Source organism: Stakelama marina (assembly GCF_018122655.1).
GTDB classification, from domain to species: Bacteria; Pseudomonadota; Alphaproteobacteria; order Sphingomonadales; family Sphingomonadaceae; genus Sphingomonas; species Sphingomonas marina.
In genome coordinates, this window is the sequence record NZ_JAGRQC010000003.1 from 452,979 (window position 1) to 471,762 (window position 18,784).

The 18,784-nt window shown below is 64.9% G+C and carries 19 protein-coding genes; 13 read left to right on the forward strand and 6 right to left on the reverse strand.

Going from position 1 to position 18,784, the window contains the following annotated elements; genetic code table 11:
• Positions 1 to 157 precede the first annotated feature (157 nt).
• Positions 158 to 811, reverse strand: a complete 654-nt coding sequence (locus J7S20_RS12020; RefSeq protein ID WP_284054463.1) for an outer membrane protein — start codon at positions 809 to 811, stop codon at positions 158 to 160.
• 139 nt (positions 812 to 950) lie between these two features.
• Between J7S20_RS12020 and J7S20_RS12025 the strand changes: the two genes are divergently transcribed.
• From J7S20_RS12025 to rlmN, 3 genes are all read left to right on the forward strand, one after another.
• Entirely contained in the window at positions 951 to 1,595 is a 645-nt protein-coding gene (locus tag J7S20_RS12025; protein ID WP_284054464.1) for a histidine phosphatase family protein, read from the forward strand.
• On the forward strand, positions 1,592 to 2,092 hold the full coding sequence (locus tag J7S20_RS12030) for a hypothetical protein (protein WP_284054465.1): 501 nt from the start codon (positions 1,592 to 1,594) through the stop codon (positions 2,090 to 2,092). Before J7S20_RS12025 ends, J7S20_RS12030 begins: the two co-directional genes overlap by 4 nt.
• 88 nt (positions 2,093 to 2,180) lie before the next feature.
• Positions 2,181 to 3,365, forward strand: coding sequence for a dual-specificity RNA methyltransferase RlmN (gene rlmN, locus J7S20_RS12035; protein WP_488578132.1), 1,185 nt, complete (start codon positions 2,181 to 2,183; stop codon positions 3,363 to 3,365).
• 9 nt (positions 3,366 to 3,374) lie between these two features.
• Here rlmN and J7S20_RS12040 read toward each other — a convergent pair whose 3' ends face one another.
• On the reverse strand, positions 3,375 to 3,782 hold the full coding sequence (locus J7S20_RS12040; RefSeq protein ID WP_284054467.1) for a PAS domain-containing protein: 408 nt from the start codon (positions 3,780 to 3,782) through the stop codon (positions 3,375 to 3,377).
• A 110-nt stretch (positions 3,783 to 3,892) separates the two neighbouring features.
• Between J7S20_RS12040 and J7S20_RS12045 the strand changes: the two genes are divergently transcribed.
• Positions 3,893 to 4,648: a sulfite exporter TauE/SafE family protein gene (locus J7S20_RS12045; RefSeq protein ID WP_284054468.1), complete on the forward strand. Its 756-nt coding sequence runs from the start codon at positions 3,893 to 3,895 to the stop codon at positions 4,646 to 4,648.
• On the opposite strand, the gene J7S20_RS12050 is transcribed toward J7S20_RS12045, so the two are convergent.
• Positions 4,639 to 5,901 carry a DUF2254 family protein gene (locus J7S20_RS12050; RefSeq protein ID WP_284054469.1) on the reverse strand — a complete coding sequence of 421 codons (1,263 nt, stop codon included), beginning with the start codon at positions 5,899 to 5,901 and terminating at the stop codon, positions 4,639 to 4,641. The genes J7S20_RS12045 and J7S20_RS12050 overlap by 10 nt on opposite strands.
• 7 nt (positions 5,902 to 5,908) lie before the next feature.
• Positions 5,909 to 6,514 carry a flavin reductase family protein gene (locus tag J7S20_RS12055; RefSeq protein ID WP_284054470.1) on the reverse strand — a complete coding sequence of 202 codons (606 nt, stop codon included), beginning with the start codon at positions 6,512 to 6,514 and terminating at the stop codon, positions 5,909 to 5,911.
• An 88-nt stretch (positions 6,515 to 6,602) separates the two neighbouring features.
• Here J7S20_RS12055 and J7S20_RS12060 point away from each other — a divergent pair, with 88 nt between their 5' ends.
• Genes J7S20_RS12060 through J7S20_RS12080 form a run of 5 tightly spaced genes read left to right on the forward strand, consistent with a single transcriptional unit; the run spans position 6,603 to position 12,042 of the window.
• Positions 6,603 to 7,337: a cytochrome b/b6 domain-containing protein gene (locus J7S20_RS12060; protein ID WP_284054471.1), complete on the forward strand. Its 735-nt coding sequence runs from the start codon at positions 6,603 to 6,605 to the stop codon at positions 7,335 to 7,337.
• Complete coding sequence (locus J7S20_RS12065) at positions 7,334 to 8,095, forward strand: molybdopterin-dependent oxidoreductase (RefSeq protein WP_284054472.1); 762 nt, start codon at positions 7,334 to 7,336, stop codon at positions 8,093 to 8,095. The genes J7S20_RS12060 and J7S20_RS12065 overlap by 4 nt, the downstream gene beginning before the upstream one ends.
• Before the next feature lie 49 nt (positions 8,096 to 8,144).
• Entirely contained in the window at positions 8,145 to 9,416 is a 1,272-nt protein-coding gene (locus tag J7S20_RS12070; protein WP_284054473.1) for a cyclopropane-fatty-acyl-phospholipid synthase family protein, read from the forward strand.
• Between the two features lie 31 nt (positions 9,417 to 9,447).
• Positions 9,448 to 10,785, forward strand: coding sequence for an MATE family efflux transporter (locus J7S20_RS12075; protein ID WP_284054474.1), 1,338 nt, complete (start codon positions 9,448 to 9,450; stop codon positions 10,783 to 10,785).
• A gap of 39 nt (positions 10,786 to 10,824) precedes the next feature.
• Positions 10,825 to 12,042: an argininosuccinate synthase gene (locus J7S20_RS12080; RefSeq protein ID WP_284054475.1), complete on the forward strand. Its 1,218-nt coding sequence runs from the start codon at positions 10,825 to 10,827 to the stop codon at positions 12,040 to 12,042.
• 4 nt (positions 12,043 to 12,046) lie between these two features.
• Here J7S20_RS12080 and J7S20_RS12085 read toward each other — a convergent pair whose 3' ends face one another.
• Entirely contained in the window at positions 12,047 to 13,240 is a 1,194-nt protein-coding gene (locus J7S20_RS12085) for a glycosyltransferase family 2 protein (protein WP_284054476.1), read from the reverse strand.
• A 132-nt stretch (positions 13,241 to 13,372) separates the two neighbouring features.
• Between J7S20_RS12085 and J7S20_RS12090 the strand changes: the two genes are divergently transcribed.
• The 3 genes from J7S20_RS12090 (at position 13,373) to J7S20_RS12100 (ending at position 17,064) form a co-directional block, all read left to right on the forward strand.
• Entirely contained in the window at positions 13,373 to 15,187 is a 1,815-nt protein-coding gene (locus J7S20_RS12090) for a hypothetical protein (protein WP_284054477.1), read from the forward strand.
• Between the two features lie 14 nt (positions 15,188 to 15,201).
• Complete coding sequence (locus J7S20_RS12095) at positions 15,202 to 15,402, forward strand: phosphatase PAP2 family protein (protein WP_284054478.1); 201 nt, start codon at positions 15,202 to 15,204, stop codon at positions 15,400 to 15,402.
• A 96-nt stretch (positions 15,403 to 15,498) separates the two neighbouring features.
• Positions 15,499 to 17,064: a hypothetical protein gene (locus J7S20_RS12100; RefSeq protein WP_284054479.1), complete on the forward strand. Its 1,566-nt coding sequence runs from the start codon at positions 15,499 to 15,501 to the stop codon at positions 17,062 to 17,064.
• On the opposite strand, the gene J7S20_RS12105 is transcribed toward J7S20_RS12100, so the two are convergent.
• Positions 17,061 to 18,206 (reverse strand): GNAT family N-acetyltransferase, encoded by a 1,146-nt coding sequence (locus tag J7S20_RS12105; protein ID WP_284054600.1) that lies wholly within the window; start codon positions 18,204 to 18,206, stop codon positions 17,061 to 17,063. The genes J7S20_RS12100 and J7S20_RS12105 overlap by 4 nt on opposite strands.
• Before the next feature lie 179 nt (positions 18,207 to 18,385).
• Here J7S20_RS12105 and J7S20_RS12110 point away from each other — a divergent pair, with 179 nt between their 5' ends.
• Positions 18,386 to 18,778, forward strand: a complete 393-nt coding sequence (locus tag J7S20_RS12110; RefSeq protein ID WP_284054480.1) for a septal ring lytic transglycosylase RlpA family protein — start codon at positions 18,386 to 18,388, stop codon at positions 18,776 to 18,778.
• Positions 18,779 to 18,784 lie beyond the last annotated feature (6 nt).

Genomic DNA, 18,784 nt, shown 5'->3' on the forward strand with positions numbered 1-18,784 from the left:
CGTCAAACTACCCCCGGGCGGCCCCGCCCAATCGCATTATGGCCCTGACAGATTCGTATAGAGCCGAATTCCTTTAGCGCATCTCTAACGCGAAAAAGGGCCGGAGCAAGCGGCTCCGACCCTTTCCGTTCAGATTCTGAACGCCGATACGCTGCGATCAGAAGCGGAAGCCGACGCCGGCGACGACCTGATGCCGGTCGGTGTCGACGCTGAAATTGTTGGTATTGGTGCCGTCATTATATTCCAGACGGGCATCGCCATAGTTCGAATAGCGATATTCGATCTTGGCATAGGCGTTGGTGCCGATGGCGTGTTCGACGCCCGCACCGACGCGATAGCCGTCGAGATTGAAATGCTCGTCATTGACGCGCTGGTTGTTGTCCGTCGTCAGGTCGAGACGGGCATTGGTGTAGCCGCCCTTGGCATAGATCATCGTGCGCGGGCTGACGAGATAGCCGGCGCGGACGCCCGCATACAGGTCGCGGCCCGCCTGGACGTTGCCATAACCGAACTGGGCATTGCCGTCATAGGGATCGGTGTTCGCGGTCGAATCCGAAACCTCGCCTTCCAGGCCGACAATGGCGCGCGGACCGACGGCGACGTCATAGCCACCCTCGACACCATATTGGAACCCGTCCGACGTCTGATCGACGCCCGGCATATCCTGCGTGCTGCCGGGGCGCAGCGCGTCATAGCCGGCGATAACGCCGACATGCGGTCCGGTGAAGGTCGGGCTGGCGGTCTGCGCCACCGCGGGCGCGGCGGCAAAAGCGGAAGAACCGATCAGTGCGGCCATCAAAGCGTAACGCATACTAAACTCCTTGACTTCGTTACTACCCGTCATTGCGGGTGGACGGCGAAAATGCGGCTCCCCCGCGAGAGGTTGCATGAACGCCAGATAAACGCGGATTTCCGTTGCTTTTGCGCCACAGGGGCTTGAAAACGGGAGGATGACGAACAAGGCGCAGCGGCAGGGCCGGGACTTCATCGCACGGCACGGCGAAACGGTGTTCAACGCCGCCGGACGGTTGCAGGGCGACCATGCGCACACTCCGCTGACGCGCGCCGGTTTTGCCCAGGCCGAAGAGATGGGGGCGGCGCTTCGCGAAATTCTGGGGACCGGACCTGCGCTCACTTTATGGGCGTCGCCGACGGGGCGTGCGTTGCAGACGCTGGCGGTGATCGCCGAACATCTCGAACTCGACTGGCACGATGCACGGACCGACGAACGGCTGGTCGAAATCGGCATGGGGGACTGGGGCGGACGCTATTATGCGGAGGTGACCGCGGAGGTCGGCCCGATCATCGACCCGGCGACCGGGTTGCTCGTCTGCGCACCGGGGGGCGAGCGATATCACCAGATCGCGGGGCGCGTGTCGGGCTGGCTCGCCGACACCGACGCCGATCGGGGCGACCGGCTGGTCATCATGCACGGCATTTCCAGCCGCGTGCTGCGCGGCGTGATGACGGGGTGCGACGTGCATCCCGAATTCGAGGCGCCGGTCGCAGCGGGGCTGCCGCAAGGATCGGTGGTGATGGTCGAAAACGGTGCCGAATCCGTCGTTCACCATGGCACGGGGCGCGCACCGGCATGACCCGCAGGCTGTTGCTGGCAGCGCTGTCGGTCGCGGTGGCAGGTCCCGCGACGGCTGCCGATTCGCTCGGCATATTCGAAAGCTGGGGTGCGTTTCGCGACGATTCGCCGCGCCATTGCTACGCCATCGCGCAGCCGGTGCGCCCGATCAGCGCCCGGCGAGCCGGAGCGTTTGCCAGCATCGCGACCTGGCCGGGGCAGGGCATTCGCGACCAGATCAACGTCCATCTCAGCCGCAACCGCAATCCCGATGCGAAGGTCACGTTGTCGGTCGGCGAACGCCGGTTCGAACTGATCGCGGGCGACCGCGATGCCTGGGCGCCCGATGCCGAGACCGACCGCGCGATCGTCGGCGCGATGCGATCGGGCCGCAGCATGAGCGTGGAGAGCGTGTCGCGCAGCGGCCGGCCCTTCGCCGACATCTACCTGCTGAAAGGCGCCGCGACGGCGATCGACGCCGCCGCGGTCGGCTGCCTTGCCCGCGCGCCCGGCCGATAGCGGCGCGAACGTCCGGATCGCGCTGGAACTGGCATTGCCGCACAGAATCGACTATGTGCGCGCCATGCAGAAAAGCGAGCCGCTTTCCATGCCCATTCCCGGGCATATCGATCCCGTGCCCGTGCCGCGCACTCCCGCGGCGCGAGAAGACGGGCGTATCGACCTGGTCGGACTGTCGAAGGACGCGATCCGCACCGCGCTGGAGGGTGCGGGGATGGAGCCGCGCCAGGCCAAGCTCCGTTCGAAGCAGATCTGGCACTGGATCTACAATCGCGGCGCAACCGATTTCGCCAAGATGACCGACATCGCCAAGGCGCAGCATCCCTGGCTTGCCGAGCGGTTCGTGATCGGCCGGCCCGACATCGTCGAGGCGCAGGTTTCGACCGACGGGACGCGCAAATGGCTGCTCAAATCGCCCGACGGCCATGATTACGAGATGGTGTTCATCCCCGATGCCGATCGCGGGACGCTGTGCGTGTCGAGCCAGGTCGGCTGCACGCTCAACTGCCGGTTCTGCCACACGGGCACGATGCGGCTGGTGCGCAACCTGACGCCCGGCGAGATCGTCGGCCAGGTGATGCTCGCGCGCGATTCGCTCGGCGAATGGCCGTCGACGCCCGAGGGGCGGATGCTCACCAACATCGTGATGATGGGGATGGGCGAGCCGCTGTATAATTTCGATTCGGTGCGCGACGCGCTGAAGGTCGTGATGGACGGCGATGGGCTTGCCCTGTCGAAGCGGCGCATCACGCTGTCGACCAGCGGCGTTGTGCCGATGATGGCGCGCTGCGGCGAGGAGATCGGCGTGAACCTGGCGGTGTCGCTCCATGCGGTGCGCAAGGAAGTGCGCGACGAGATCGTGCCGCTCAACCGCAAATACGGCATCGAGGAACTGCTGCAGGCGTGCGCCGACTATCCCGGCGCGAACAATGCCCGGCGCATCACGTTCGAATATGTGATGCTGAAGGACAAGAATGACAGCGACGAGGATGCGCGCGAGCTCGTCAGGCTGATCCGCAAGTACCGGCTGCCGGCGAAGGTCAATCTGATCCCGTTCAACCCGTGGCCGGGCGCGCCCTATGACTGTTCGACGCCGGAGCGGATCAGGAGCTTTTCGAACATCGTGTTCGAAGGCGGCATCTCGGCCCCCGTCCGCACCCCGCGCGGGCGCGACATCGACGCCGCGTGCGGCCAGCTGAAGACCGCGGCGGAGAAGAAGAGCCGCGCCGAACTCGACCGGCTGGCGGAAGAAAAGCAGGCCGCGCTGGGCTGAGCCCGCATATCATCGGTATTCGCGCGTCACATCCTGTTTCAGGCCGTGCAGCGCGACGACCTGGCCGTGCCGGCAGATCGGCGCGGCCGACAGGCGCATCCAGCGCAGCGGGCTGCCGACCGGACGGATGCGCACATCGACGGTGAAGCCGCGCCGGTGCCGTATGGCGTGCGCGCGGAGCCGTTCCATCGCATCGCGCGAATCCTCGCAGTAAAGCGCCACCGCATCGGCGCGGCTGATCCGCTCGCCGCGGGGCAGGCCGAAAATATCATATACCTGGTCCGACCAGTCGAGCGCGTTGTCGGCAAGGTCGCAGGCCCATCGGCCGATGCCGACGCCATTATCGGGTGCGAGGCGGGCGGCCTGATCGATGAGCGGCCAGCTATGGTTCAGCGGCAATGGTTCGGTCGGTTGCACCGGCGCCTTCCTTCGGTTGCGCGGCAGATTGCATCGCGAACGGTTAAGGCGCGGTGCATGCGGCGGTGACCGCTATCGCTTTTGCGCGGCGGAGCACGTAAGGGGCGGCCATGGACCTGCCCTCATTGCTCATCGCTGCCGCCGGCGGCTTTCTCGGCGGTGCGATGAACGCGCTGGCGGGCGGCGGATCGTTCGCGACCATGCCGACGCTGATCGGGCTGGGACTGCCGGCGACCTATGCCAATGCGACTTCCAATTTCTCGCTGTTGCCGGGAGCGGGGGCCAGTGCGCTGACCTTTCGCGACGAACTCGGCCCGATCGGAACCGCGCGTCCGGTGCAGCTCGCGGCGATCACCTTTGCCTGTGCGCTGGTCGGCAGCCTGCTGCTCGTCATCACTCCGACCGAGACGTTCGACGTCATCATTCCCTGGCTGCTGCTGCTCGCCTTCCTGATCCTGCTGTTCGGCAAGCGCGCCGCGGCCTGGCTGCACGACCGGGTGACGATCGGGCGGCGCAGCCTGTTCGTCGCGCAGGGGCTGCTCGGCATCTATGGCGGCTATTTCGGCGGCGGGATCGGGATGATGACGACCGCGCTCTACGGCCTGCTGGCGGGTGCGAGCCCGCGCGAGATGTTCGCGGTGCGCACGCTGATGCTGGCGGTCGCCAACACCGCCGCTGCGTTCGTCTTCATCGGGTTCGGCATGGTGCGCTGGTGGGCGTGCATTCCGATGCTGATCGGGGCGCTGGCAGGCGGATGGATCGCCGCCGCGCTCGGCAAGCGCGTGCCCGCGACGCCGATCCGCATCTGGACGCTGCTGTGGACCGGTGCGGTGACGGTGATGTTCTTCTGGCGCGCCTACGCCTGAGCCGCGTTGCGGATCGCATCGCGGTCGGTGGCGGTTTCGGCATGGCCGAGCGCATGTTCGCGCAGGATGTCGAGATGCTGCGCAATCAGTTCCGCCGCCGCCGGCTCGAGATCGCGTGCGAGAACGCGGCGATATACCTCGAGCAGCCGTGTCGCGACGGCGGGATAGGATGCCGCCGACTGGCGCAGCGCGTGGAGCGGGGCGTCGAACAACCCCCGGAACCGGTCGCCCCTCACCAGTACGCGTTCCGCGCCATCGTCGTCGTGTAGCCACAGCGCGCCCTGCGGCAGGCGGCCATGCGCGACCATCACCGGCCCCAGCGCATCGACACAGGCGCGTGCGGTGTAGAAATCGTTGACCGCCGCCGACAGTGCCCGCGCCGCGATTTCGACGAGCAGGCGGACGTAGAAGACGGCGCCTTGCGACGCGCTGCGGAAATCGCCGATCGCGAACGCCTCTACCGCATCGTCGCACGCATGCCGGTCGCAGCCGATCGCGGTGGCGAGCAGGTCGCCTGCCATGACATGCGCGCCGACCTCGGTCTCGATACGGATCAACCCGCCGCCTTTCGCCGCGAGCCGCGTCAGCAGCGGCAGCGCGACGACCTCTACATAGCCTTCCTGCCGCGCGCGGATCGCGACACCCTTGTCCCAGTCGGGCGCACGGCCGGTTTCGACGGCGTCGTCGAACGGCTGAGCGTCGGCGGCGGCATCCTTGCCCAGCGCGGTGATCGCGGTGTCGATATGGATGGTGCGGCCAAGATCGTGAAGCGCATAGGACAGCCAGCACAAGAGCGGCACCGTCGCCAGCGCGAGCGTCGTGATCGTCAGCCGCGCGGCCTGACCATGTTCGGGATCGACGGCGAGCAGCGCGAGGATCGCCCAGCTCAATCCGGCGAGGAGCAGCCCCAGCGTGATTCGCGTCGTTCGCCTGGAAATCCAGCGGTCGATCAGCCGCACGCCCAGATTTCCGGCCGCCAGCGTCAGCACCAGCAGGCTGATCGAGAAATAGAGCGTGACCAGCGCGCCGTAGATCGTGGCGAGCGCGCTCGCCAGCGTTTCGGCGGTATGGGCGGAGAAATCGAACGGCCAGCCGATCCGCGTCAGCGCCTGCGACGCACCGGTCGAATCGAGCCGCAGCAACAGCGCGACCAGCGGCAGGCTGGCGACCACCATCGCCGTCGCCATGCCCCAATAGCTGCGCCACAACAGCGCCGCGATCCACCGTCTGGGCGATTGCGGATGCGACGCCATCAGCGGATCAGCCGGGCCGCCGCATCTGGAAGAATTCGCCCGGTTCGAAATAATCGCCCCAGCTTCCGCCGCGCAGGATCGGGCGGGCTCGGGCGGTCTGATAGATGCCGTTTTCGATCATCGCGGTGTCGATGTGCACGCCGACGACCTCTCCCAGTACGAGCCAGGAATCGAGTTCGGCTCCCTTGGCATCGGTCAGGCGGACGATCTGCGATTTGACGCATTCGAACTGCACCGGGCTGGCGCCGACGCGCTGCGGCTTCACCAGTCGCGACGGTTCGGGGTCGAGCGCGGTGCTGTCGAACTCGTCGATCTTGTCATCGGTCGAGGTCGCGTTCATCGCCTCTGCGAGGTCGCGCGTGGCGAGATTCCACACGAACTCGCCCGTGGCGTCGACATTGGCGACGCTGTCCTTCCACCCGACCGAGCAAAAGCCGATGATCGGCGGGCGATAATTGAACAGGTTGAAGAAGCTGTAGGGCGCAAGGTTGCGCTTGCCCTCTGCGCTGAGCGTCGACACCCAGCCGATCGGCCGCGGCGCGATGATCGCATTGGTCGGGTCGTGCGCGAGCCCGTGCCCGCCCGCGGGTTCGTAGAAGTGAAATTCAGCCATCGCGTCGATTGTGCCCCATCGTTCGTAGCTATCAAGTGCGAAAGCGTGAGAACGCTGGTATCACGGCGACGATCCATCGGAGACGACCATGGCCGACAGCGGCGACCATCCCCCCAGACGCAGCATCTGTCGCCACACGCTGGCGACGCGCATCTGGCACTGGGTCAATGCGGTCACGATCTTCATCATGATCGGCAGCGGGCTGATGATCCTGAACGCGCATCCGCACCTGTACTGGGGCCATTACGGCGCCAATTTCGATACGCCCTGGATCGACCTGCCGCATTGGCCCGGATGGCTGACGATCCCGTCGAGCTACAACCTCGCGCTTGCCAGGCGCTGGCACCTGACCTTTGCGCTGGTGCTCGCCTTCGGGTTGCTGTTCTTCATGGTGGCGAGCCTTATCAACCGGCATTTCCAGCGCGACCTGAGGTTGCGGCGAGCGGAAGTCGCGCCGCGCCACCTATGGGCCGACATCAAGGCGCATCTCGCCTTTCGTTTCTCAGACCCCGACCGTCCGGGTGCGTATAACACGCTGCAAAAGCTTAGCTATGTCGCGGTGATCTTCGTCCTCATCCCGGTGATGATCCTGAGCGGCCTTACCATGTCGCCGGGCATGGATGCGGCATGGCCGTGGCTGATCGACCTGTTCGGCGGGCGGCAGTCCGCGCGCTCGGTCCATTTCATCGCCGCTGCGCTTATCGCCGGTTTCGTCACCGTCCATCTCGCGCTCGTGATCCTTGCCGGCGTGTGGAACGAGCTGCGTTCGATGATTACCGGGCGCTGGGAGGTCGAGGACGCGGATCGGGGAGAGGCGGCATGAGCAGGTTTTTGACCCGCCGCGCGGCGCTCACCGGGCTGGCGGTCGGCGCGGGCGGGCTGCTGACGGGATGCGACAAGCTGGGCAACGAAGGCCCGGTGCGCAAATTCATCTTCAAGGGCGACGGCTGGAACCGCGGCTTGCAACGCCTGATTACCAGCCGCGACGCGCTGGCGCCCGAATTCCGGCCCGACCAGATGTCGCCGATCTTTCGTTCCAACGGCACGCGCAATCCGAATACGCAAAGCTACAACGCCCATGCCGCAGCGGATTTTTCCACCTGGCGGCTAAAGATCGACGGGCGCGTCGCGCGACCGCTTTCGCTGTCGATGGCGCAGTTGCGCTCGCTTCCGGCACGCAGCCAGATCACGCGCCACGATTGTGTCGAGGGATGGAGTGCGATCGGCAAGTGGACCGGCCCGCGGCTCGGCCCGCTGCTTCGCCATGCCGGGCTGCGCGACGATGCGCGCTACATCGTCTTTCACTGCGCCGACCGGTTTGGCGGCACGCCCTATTACGAGTCGATCGATCTGGTCGATGCGTTTCATCCGCAGACGATCCTCGCCTGGGCGATGAACGACCATGTGCTGAGCGTACCGCACGGTGCCCCCGTCCGGCTGCGCGTCGAACGGCAACTGGGATACAAGCACGCCAAATATGTCGAACGCATCGAAGCCGTAGCGTCGCTCGACGATATCGGTCGCGGGCAGGGCGGCTATTGGGAAGATGTCGCCGACTATGACTGGTATGCCGGTATCTGATTGAAACTTTTGCTTGGCGACTCGTGCGTTGGTTCGGTAACGGACCTTTATGGCTCTGATCGACCGGTTTTTTGAACGTGCCGTCAAACGCGGCGAACTCACCATCATCTATCCGAACGGGCGAAAGCGCAGCTTCGGCAAGCCCGATCCGGACCTGCCCCCGGTCACGCTGAAATTCGCCGATCGCAAGATTTTCGCCGAGATCGTCCGCGACCCCAGCCTTGGCGCTGCCGAAACCTATATGGAGGGGCGGCTGACCGTCGAGCAGGGCGATATTCGCGACGCGCTGATGCTCGTCCAGGCGAACAATCGCTGGGAAGATTATAACGGCAGTCTGGACCCCAATCTGCCGCGCAGGGTGTGGAACGGGATCATCCACCGGCTCGACCGATATAACATGGCGCGTCAGTCGAAGAAGAACGTCGCGCACCATTACGATCTTTCGGATCGGCTCTACGACCTCTTCCTCGACGCCGACCGGCAATATAGCTGCGCGTACTGGACCGATCCCGACGGCGAGACGCTCGAACAGGCGCAGCTCGACAAGAAGGCGCATATCGCCGCCAAGCTGGCGCTCGAACCCGGGATGCGCGTGCTCGACATCGGCTGTGGCTGGGGCGGGATGGCGCTCTATCTGCACGAGAAATTCGGTGTCGACGTGTGCGGCATCACGCTGTCCGAGGAACAGGTCAAGGTCGCGCGGCGGCGTGCCGAACAGGCCGGCGTCGATGGCCATGTCCGTTTCGAGCTGATCGACTATCGCGAGCTGGAAGGGCAGTTCGACCGGATCGTGTCGGTCGGCATGTTCGAACATGTCGGTCCGCCGCAATACCGCACCTTTTTCCGCAAGTGCCACGAACTGCTGACGCCCGAAGGCGTGATGCTCGTCCATACGATCGGGCGGATGGGCGGCCCCGGCGTGACCGACGATTTCACCGCCAAATACATCTTCCCCGGCGGCTATATCCCCGCGATGTCGGAAATGATCAGCGCGAACGAGGGCAACCGGCTGATGGTCACCGATATCGAGGTGCTGCGCAAACACTACGCCTATACGCTGCGCGAATGGTACAAGCGCACCGTCGCGGCGAAGGATGCCATCGTCGAGATGTATGACGAGCGCTTCTACCGCATGTGGCTTTACTATCTGGCAGGGTCGGAGACGAGCTTCCTGCACGGCGGGCTGGTCAACTTTCAGGTCCAGTACGCCCGATCGCGCGACACGCTGCCGATCACGCGCGATTACATGCTCGAGGTCGAACGCAAGCTCGCTGCGTCGCCCGACAGCGGTGCGCACGCCTCGATCAAGGTCGAGGGCTGACGCCCACCGCCAATCCGGCTAGGCGCGGCGGATGAGCGACCTCGTCCTCACCCGCCGTTCGATCTTCGATCAGGCATGGCCGATCATGCTCGGTCAGGCGACGGTGCCGCTGGTCGGCATCGCCGACACCGTGGTGATCGGGCGCACCGGCGACGCCGCCGCGCTGGCCGGCGTCGCGCTCGGCACGACGATCATCAACTTCGTGTTCTGGACCTTCGGCTTCCTGCGCATGGGGATGACCGGCATGACCGCGCAGGCCAAGGGCGCAGGCGACGAGGCGGAAGTGCGCGCGATGCTGGTGCGCGGGCTGTTGCTGGGTACGCTGATCGGGGTGCTGCTGTTCGCGCTGCAGATCGCGATCATTCCCGCCGCCTTCGCAGTGCTGGCGGGTGGCGAAGCGCTCGACGCGGCAGCCAGGGGCTATGTTTCAGCGCGCTTCTTCGGGGCGCCGGCGGGGCTGGCGGTCTATGCGCTGGTCGGCTGGTTTCTGGGGCTGGGGCGGACGCGGGCGGCGCTGGTGCTGCAGGTCGCGATGAACTGCATCAACATCGTCGCCGACATCGCGTTCGTCTGGCATTTCGGCATGGGTGCGGCGGGCGTCGGATATGGCACCGCGATCGCCGAATGGTCGGCGCTCGTCATCGGTAGCGGCATCGCGCTGTCGGTGCTGGGGCCGGGCGCGCTTTCCGCGATCCGCGCGCAGGGTCGCGCGCTGATCGACCGCGAGGCGCTGCGGCGGCTGTTCGCGGTCAATGCCGACATCATGATCCGCACGATCGCGCTGCTCGCCACCTTTGCCTGGTTCGCCAATGCCGGCGCGCGGCTCGGCACCGTGCCGCTTGCCGCCAACCATGTGTTGATGCAGTTCGTCAGCGTCTCCGCCTTCGTGCTCGACGGTTTCGCCTTCACCGCCGAATCGCGCATCGGCATCGCCATCGGCAAGCGTTCGCGCCCCGATTTTCTGCGCGCCTTTCGCCTGACCGGCGAGTTCACCGCGATTGCCGGGCTGTGCTTCGCACTGGGCATCTGGCTGGCGGGTCCGTCGCTGATCGCCGTCATCACCGATAACGCACAGGTTCGCGCGGCGGCGGGCGCATTGCTCGTGTGGACCGCGCTGGTGCCGCTGATCGGTGCGCCTGCCTGGCTGTTCGACGGCATCTTCATCGGTGCGACGCGCGGACGTGCGCTGCGCAACGCCGCGCTGGCGGCGACCGCGCTCTATATCGGCACCGACCTGCTGATGCGGCCATGGGGTGCGACGGGCGTGTGGATCGCGCTCCTTGCCAGCTATGTCTGGCGTGCGCTGGCGCTCGGCGCCTATCTGCCGGGTCTCACGCGAAGCATTGCGGAAAGCCCGCGACGCGCATAGAGCGCGGCACCGTTCCTACCTGCCGTTTGGAGATTGCTGATGGCCGACAAGATCAACCGCGTTGTGCTCGCCTATTCGGGTGGCCTCGACACGAGCGTGATCCTGAAATGGCTGCAGACCGAATATGGCTGCGAGGTCGTAACCTTCACCGCCGATCTCGGCCAGGGCGAGGAACTCGAACCTGCGCGCAGGAAGGCCGAAGCCGCGGGGGTGAAGCCCGAACATATCTTCATCGACGATCTGCGCGAGGAATTCGTCAGCGACTTCGTCTTCCCGATGATGCGCGCCAACGCGCTGTACGAGGGGCTGTACCTGCTCGGCACGTCGATCGCGCGGCCGCTTATTTCCAAGCGGCTGATCGAGATCGCCGAGGAAGTCGGCGCGGACGCCGTCGCGCACGGCGCGACAGGCAAGGGCAACGACCAGGTTCGCTTCGAACTGTCGGCCTATGCGCTCAACCCCGATATCAAGGTCATCGCGCCGTGGCGCGAATGGGATCTGAACAGCCGCACCGCGCTGATCGACTTCGCCGAAAAGCACCAGATTCAGGTGCCCAAGGACAAGCGCGGCGAAAGCCCGTTCTCGACCGATGCGAACCTCCTCCACACCAGCAGCGAGGGCAAGGTTCTGGAGGATCCGTGGGAGGAAGTTCCCGATTACGTCTTCTCGCGCACGGTGAATCCGGAGGACGCGCCCGACGAGCCCGAAGTCATCACGATCGATTTCGAAAAGGGCGACGGCGTCGCGCTGAACGGCAAGGCGATGAGCCCGGCGACGCTGCTCGCCGCGCTGAACGACCTCGGCCGCAAGCACGGCATCGGCCGGCTCGATCTGGTCGAGAACCGCTTCGTCGGCATGAAGTCGCGGGGCATGTACGAGACGCCCGGCGGCACGATCTATCACGCCGCACACCGCGCGATCGAACAGATCACGCTCGACCGCGGTGCGGCGCACCTGAAGGACGAGCTGATGCCGCGCTATGCCGAGCTGATCTATAACGGATTCTGGTACGCGCCCGAGCGCGAGATGCTGCAGGCGGCGATCGACCACAGCCAGGAAAAGGTCGACGGCACGGTGCGGATGAAGCTCTACAAGGGCGGCGTCCACATCATCGGCCGCAAGTCGCCGAACACGCTCTACAGCGAAAAGGTCGTGACGTTCGAGGACGACGAGGGCGCGTATGACCAGCGCGACGCGGCGGGCTTCATCAAGCTCAACGCGCTGCGGCTGCGCCTGCTGGGACGCCGCGACCGGTAGGGCGTCAACCCCGCTTGCCTTGATCGAGCAGGCCGATGAAAAAGGCCGTAACCACCGTTTGAAGGCCGATGCAGCCGAGCAACATCGACGGTACCGTAAGTCGCATCAGTGCGAGCGGGTCCAGGTCACCAAATCCGGTGTGGGCCCAGAATGTCGTCGCCGCGATTGCGCCCCCGATACCCGCAGCGAGCATCAGGCCGCCCCCAATACAGGCGCGCTCGACCGTGAACCAGTCGCGCACCCTGCGCATCAGACCGCTTTCCGGCCATAGCCCAACGATTGTGCCATATCGGCGCGCGAGGAGCGATAGCCCGATGAGCTGTGATCCCATCAGCAGCGCCATCCCGAAGAAAATCATTGTGTGCACGCCAAATTGCACTTCTCCGAGTGTCACGTCCCCTGGGATAAGCCCGGCCACACCCACGAGGCCCGCAAAGGCGAGAGCGAGCCCAGGATAGAGCAGCAGGAATTTCGGCGCGTAGATCAAAAGGAAACGTAAATGCCGCCAGCCGTCGTGCCACGTCCTGAGATGCGGCGGACGACTGCGGCCATCAGGCTTGAGCGTCGTCGGTACCTCGCGAATATCGAGCTTCTCCAACGCCGCCTTGACCACCATCTCGCTGGCGAATTCCATCCCCGGGGAAGCCAAGCCGAGCGAAACGACCGCCTCGCGACGGAATGCACGCAGCCCGCAGTGAAAATCGCCGACGCCGACTCCGAAAAAGATACGGCCCAGAAAGCTCAAAACCGGATTGCCCAAATAGCGGTGCAGTGCGGGCATGGCCCCGGGCGCGATACCGCCCCGGAAGCGATTGCCCATCACCAGTTCTGCTCCATCGCGAAGCGCCTCGACAAAGGGCATCAACCCCCCGAAATCATAGCTGTCATCAGCATCGCCCATCGCGATATAGCGCCCCCGCGCCGCCGCGATCCCACCGATTAATGCCGCGCCATAGCCGCGATTTGCAACATGCACTATACGCGCGCCGAACGCGATCGCAATCTGTTGCGACCCATCAGTCGACCCATTGTCGGCGACGATGATTTCCCCAGTAACACCGCTGTTGTCGAGAAAAGCGCGCGCGGTGCGCAGGCATAGTGCGAGTGTCTCCGCCTCATTCAGGCAGGGCATGACGATCGATAATTCGACCGTATTCGCCGCAGTTTTTTCAACGTCACGGGGGCCTGGCTCGGGCATGCGACGGACTTGGGCGACTGACATGGGACCCCTTGCAAGTAATTGTAGGTCCAGCTGGTCTATCGGACAGGCCCTAAAAAGATGGTTAACCATTTTTGGTTAGCGGTCAGGTGACCTTTTGAGCGAGGGCAAATGCGCAACGAAAAAGTTACCGTTTCTGGCCTGGTTCCGCGCAACCTTTGGCGGGATGCCATCGCCGCGCTTGCCATCGCGGCCTTGTTGATGACGATCTGGACAATCAGGGGCTGGCCTCAACTGGCCTTTCTGAACCTGCCGGACAATGACGACATGATGCGGCTAGCACAGATTCGTGACTGGCTGGCAGGGCAGGGGTTCAACGACTGGACGCAATATCGGCTGGCGCCCCCGCTGGGTGCGCCTATGCACTGGTCGCGAATCAACGACATCGTCCCGACGGGTATCATCGTTTTGACGCGGCCGTTGCTCGGCACTCACCACGCCGAATTGCTAGCCGTGATTTCCTATCCCGGTATGCTGTTCGGTATCTATCTCTTTCTTTCTGCTAGGATCGGCCGGCGGCTGGGTGGGGCGGCGGCCGGAACGGTCGCGCTGATCGTCGCGGCGATCGCATATCCAGCCGGCTCACTGTTCCTACCAGGCAGAATCGACCATCACGCCCTCCAGATCGTGCTCACCTTAGGCATCGTCCTTTCCCTCACATGGCGGTCGTCACTTGCCAGCGGTGCGATAGCAGGAGCCGGAGTGGCCCTCAGTATGGGGATCGGGCTTGAAACTGCACCCCAAGTCGCCGCTGTTATGTTGACTCTCTTCGGCATGTGGGTGTGGCGAGGCAGTGAGGAGAAGGCGCGCGCCATCGGCTTCGGTGCGATGCTGGTCGCGGTGACAGGATTATTGCTCGCTTTTGCCCGGCCGACTTTGTGGACGACGCAGTGGTGCGACACTTTCACCCCGGCTTCGACCACCAGCACGCTGGCCGTCGGCGGCTATTGGCTGTTGCTTGGTTTTGCGGGTGTGCGGTTGAGGGGATGGCGGGCGCGCATTATCGCCGGTAGTGCGCTCGGTGCCGTTGCAGCCCTGGTGTTGGTTGGGCTGTACCCCATTTGTCTGTCGGGCCCCTACGGTCCGATGGATCCTTTTGTCCGCCACGCCTTCATGGACAATGTGCTTGAGGCTCGGGGACTGTTCCACCAGGAACTGCTCGGCATCGCTATCCCCTCCGCCGGGATGATGGCGGCTTCGACCATCGCCGCGATTTGGTTCCTGTACCGCTTTCCTTGCCGACGGATTGTCGCATTACCGCTGATTGCGATTCTCGCGATGAGCGATCTCGTTCTGTTCGATCAAGTGCGCGGCGCCTATATCGGCAGCGCTGTCGCCGCGCCGCTGCTGGCGCAGATGATCCTCGCCGCGCGTCGCGGCGGGCGGACGCCGCAGATCATAGCGAGTTGGCTGGCGTCGTGCGGTATGGTTTACCTGTTGGTGCCCGCCATCGCCGCAAAAGCGTTTGCTCCGCAAATTCGGGCGACTTATCTCGTCAACAAGGGCTGCAAATCGGGCGATGTCTGGCACCAACTCGACCGCTATCCGGCCGGCGTAGTGATGGCGCCGATCGACATGGGCGCATACATCATCGGTGGGTCGCACCACGCATCGGTTGCGGCGGGCTATCACCGCAACAATCGGGGCAACCGCGCGATGTACGAGTTCTTCCTGTCGCAACCCAAACAGGCGGAACGTATGGTCGCGCGCTGGCATGTCCGTTATATCGCGATCTGCCCGACCGATTTCCTCGAACTCGACGTGCGCAATGCCTATCCCGACAGCCTCGCCGCTTTACTGCTGAGCGGTAATGTTCCAAGCTGGGTAGAGAGGCTGCCACTGCGCGATACCGGACTCGCCTTTTATCGCGTCCGCGAAGGCGCTGGAGCGAGTAAGCGTGCAGACATGGCAGAAACAGCTTTCTGACGAGCCATTGTACTGTGCGGACGCGCCGCATCTTCGTGCCGGTAGCGATCGCCGCCGCGCTCATCCTGCTGCTCTCGATGGCGCTGGGCTGGCATTATGCGGTCGACGGCATCGTCGGCGCGTCGGTCACGCTGGCCTGTTACCAGGGATTGCTGGCATTCTATCGCTCGCGTTCCGGCGCGAGGGAGCACGCGCCCGCGCTCGCACTGGGCTGAGCCAGCTCCCGCTGGACCAAAAATGCGCCGAACCGCAGGGGATGGCGATGTGCTAGCGCTTGTACGCACGCACGCTGCTGCACTACAGCATCGCGGATGCAGGGGTTGCGCGATCGACAGGCCCATTGGTGGCAGACACGGTGGTTCGTCGTGGCGATGGCGCTGGTCGCGGTCGTTCCGCTGATCTGGCCGACCATTCCGCCGCTCGTCGACCTGCCCGGCCATATGGGCCGGTACCGCGTGCAGGAATCATGGGACACCGCGCCCTGGCTGCACGAATGGTACAATTTTCACTGGCAGCTGATCGGCAATCTCGGGTTCGACCTGCTCATCATTCCGATGAGCAAGCTGTTCGGCATCGAACTAGGCGTGAAGCTGATCGTGATGACGATCCCCGCGCTGACCGCGATCGGCCTGCTGTGGATCGCGCGCGAGGTGCATGGGAGGATTCCCGCCACCGCGCTGTTCGCGCTGCCGATCGTGTACAGCTTTCCCTTCCATTTCGGCTTCGTCAATTTCGCGCTGTCGATGGCGCTGGCGCTCAATGCCTTCGCGCTGTGGCTGCGCATGGGCCGGCTGCACCGGGTGCGGCTGCGCGCGATCGTGTTCGTGCCGATTTCGGCGATCATCTGGGTGACGCACACCTATGGCTGGGGAACGCTGGGCGTGCTCGCCTTTTCGGGCGAGCTGGTCCGCCAGCACGATCTGCGCGGCGGCGGCTGGAAGGGTTGGATCACCGCCTGGATTCGCGCCGGCGTTCATTGTCTGGTGCTCGCGCCGCCCGCCGCGCTGATGATCCTGTGGCGATCGGGCGACCATGTTACCGGGCAGACGTTCGACTGGTTCAACTGGCGCGCCAAGATGCTGTGGGTGACCATGGTGCTGCGCGACCGGTGGCAGCTGTTCGACCTGGCGAGCCTGGCGGTGTTCTATCTGATCCTGTTCAAGGGGTTGCGCGATCCCAACATCCAGTATTCGCGCAACCTGACGCTGTCGGCGCTGTTCCTGCTCGCGGTTTATCTGCTGCTGCCGCGGATCGTGTTCGGATCGGCCTATGCCGATATGCGGCTGGCGCCGTTCGTGTTCGGGATCGCGCTGATCGCGCTTCGGCCCAAGCCTGGCCTGTCGATCCGCCGCGCGAATGTGGTCGCGCTGCTGGGGCTCGCCTTCTTCCTGGTGCGCATCGGTGCCACGACCGCGAGCTTTTATCTGTACGACCAGCGCTATACCCGCGAGCTGGCGGCGCTCGACCATGTGCCCAAGGGCGCGCGGCTGCTGAGCTTTGTCGGGACGACGTGCCGTTACTATTGGAAGATGTCGCGCGTCGAGCACATGCCCGGCCTCGCGCTGGAGCGGCGGCTGGCCTTTTCGAACGACCAGTGGTCGATGGCGGGCGGGCAGCTGCTGACGGTGCGCTATGCCGCCGGGCGCGGGTTCAACCACGATCCGTCCGAACTCGTCACCTACCGCAAATGCCATGGCGAGATGTGGCGGCCGATCGACTGGGCGCTGCGCACCTTTCCGCGCGATGCGTTCGATTATCTGTGGCTGATCGGGCCGCCGCCTTATGATCCCGCGCTGCTGAAGGGCATGACGCCCGTCTGGCGCGACGGCACGAGCATGGTGCTGCGCATCGACCATGACGCGAAGCCCAAGCGCTAATCACCGCGCTTGAAAGGCGTCATCGCGCCCAAAAACTCCTGATCGTTTTCGACCGCGAGCTTTTCGCGTTCGATGAAATCGGCGACCGCGCGGCGGAACCCCGGATCGGGGATATAATGCGCCGAATAGGTGGTGACGGGGACATAGCCGCGCGCGAGCTTGTGTTCGCCCTGCGCGCCCGCTTCGACACGGGCCAGACCGCGCGCGATGGCGGCGTCGATCGCCTGATAATAGCAGAGCTCGAAATGGAGGAATGGCACATCCTCGACACAGCCCCAATAGCGGCCGTAGAGCGCGTCGTCGCCGATCAGGTTCAGCGCGCCGGCGATGGGATGTCCGTCGCGCTCGGCAAGGATCAGCAGCACCCGGTCGCCCATCGCTTCTCCCAGCATCGAGAAGAAGGGGCGCGTAAGATAGGGGCGGCCCCATTTGCGGTGGCCGGTATCCTGATAGAATTCCCAGAAGGCGTCCCAATGCGCATCTTCGATGTCGTCGCCGCTCAGATGGCGGATCGTCAGCCCCTCGACCGCGCGTGCGCGTTCCTTGCGGATCGCCTTGCGCTTGCGGCTGGCGAGCGCGGCGAGGAAATCGTCGAAGCTGCCATAGCCGTGATTGGTCCAGTGGAACTGGTTGCCGTGGCGGATCAGCCATCCCGCCGCTTCGAACTGCGCGACCTGTTCAGGCGCGACGAAGGTCGCGTGCGCCGAGGACAGCCCGTGCCGATCGGTCACCGCCTCGATCGCGGCGATCAGCGCGGCGGCGTGATCGTCGTCGCGGAGCAGCAGGCGCGGCCCCGGCACAGGGGTAAAGGGCACCGCGACCTGAAGCTTGGGATAATAGCGCCCGCCGGCATGTTCCCACGCATCGGCCCAGCCATGGTCGAAGACATATTCGCCCTGGCTGTGCCCCTTGGCATAGGCGGGCGCGATCGCAATCGGGCGGCCGTCGGGGCCATCGACCACGATCGGCAGCGGTTGCCACCCCGTTTCGGCGACCGCCGAGCCCGATCGTTCGAGCATCGAGAGAAAGGCATGGCTGACGAAAGGGTGTCCCGCAGGCGCGCAGGCATCCCAGTCGGCGGCGGGAATCGAACAGACGCCGTCGGCGATTCGCGCGGTGATCGGATGGGAAGTCACGCGCATCATGTAGGATCGGTGCTCGCCGGGTGAAAGTGCCGCAGGCCATCGCAGCGTCCATGTCGGATCAGAGACGCGGTTCATCGGCGGGACGGCACCTTATGTCGCGAATCGGGGGCGGCGGTAATGACTTGGCGACCAGGCCGGGACAGGGTCACGCGCATCGAAATGGGGAGGGGCTTTCCATGCGGTTCGCATTCGTTCTGGCAACTTGTCTGTGTGCCGCCGCGCCCGTCGTCGTCCATGCGGCGCCAGCAGAAGGTGCGGCGATGGCCGGGACCGAAATCGACGGCGGCGAGGCGAGCTATTTCAGCACCGAAATCGCCGGGCAGCGTACCGCGAGCGGAGATATATGCGATCCCGACACGCTGACGGCGGCGCACCGGACGCTGCCCTTCGGCAGCAGGGTCCGCGTGACCAACCCGGCCAATGGCGAAAGCGTAGTCGTCACGATCAACGATCGCGGCCCCTATGCCGCGGGGCGTGTGATCGACCTGTCGCGCGCCGCCGCGGACGAAATCGGACTGACCCGGCGCGGACGCGGCGATGTCGAGTTGACGTTATTGTCCGACGATTGACAACGT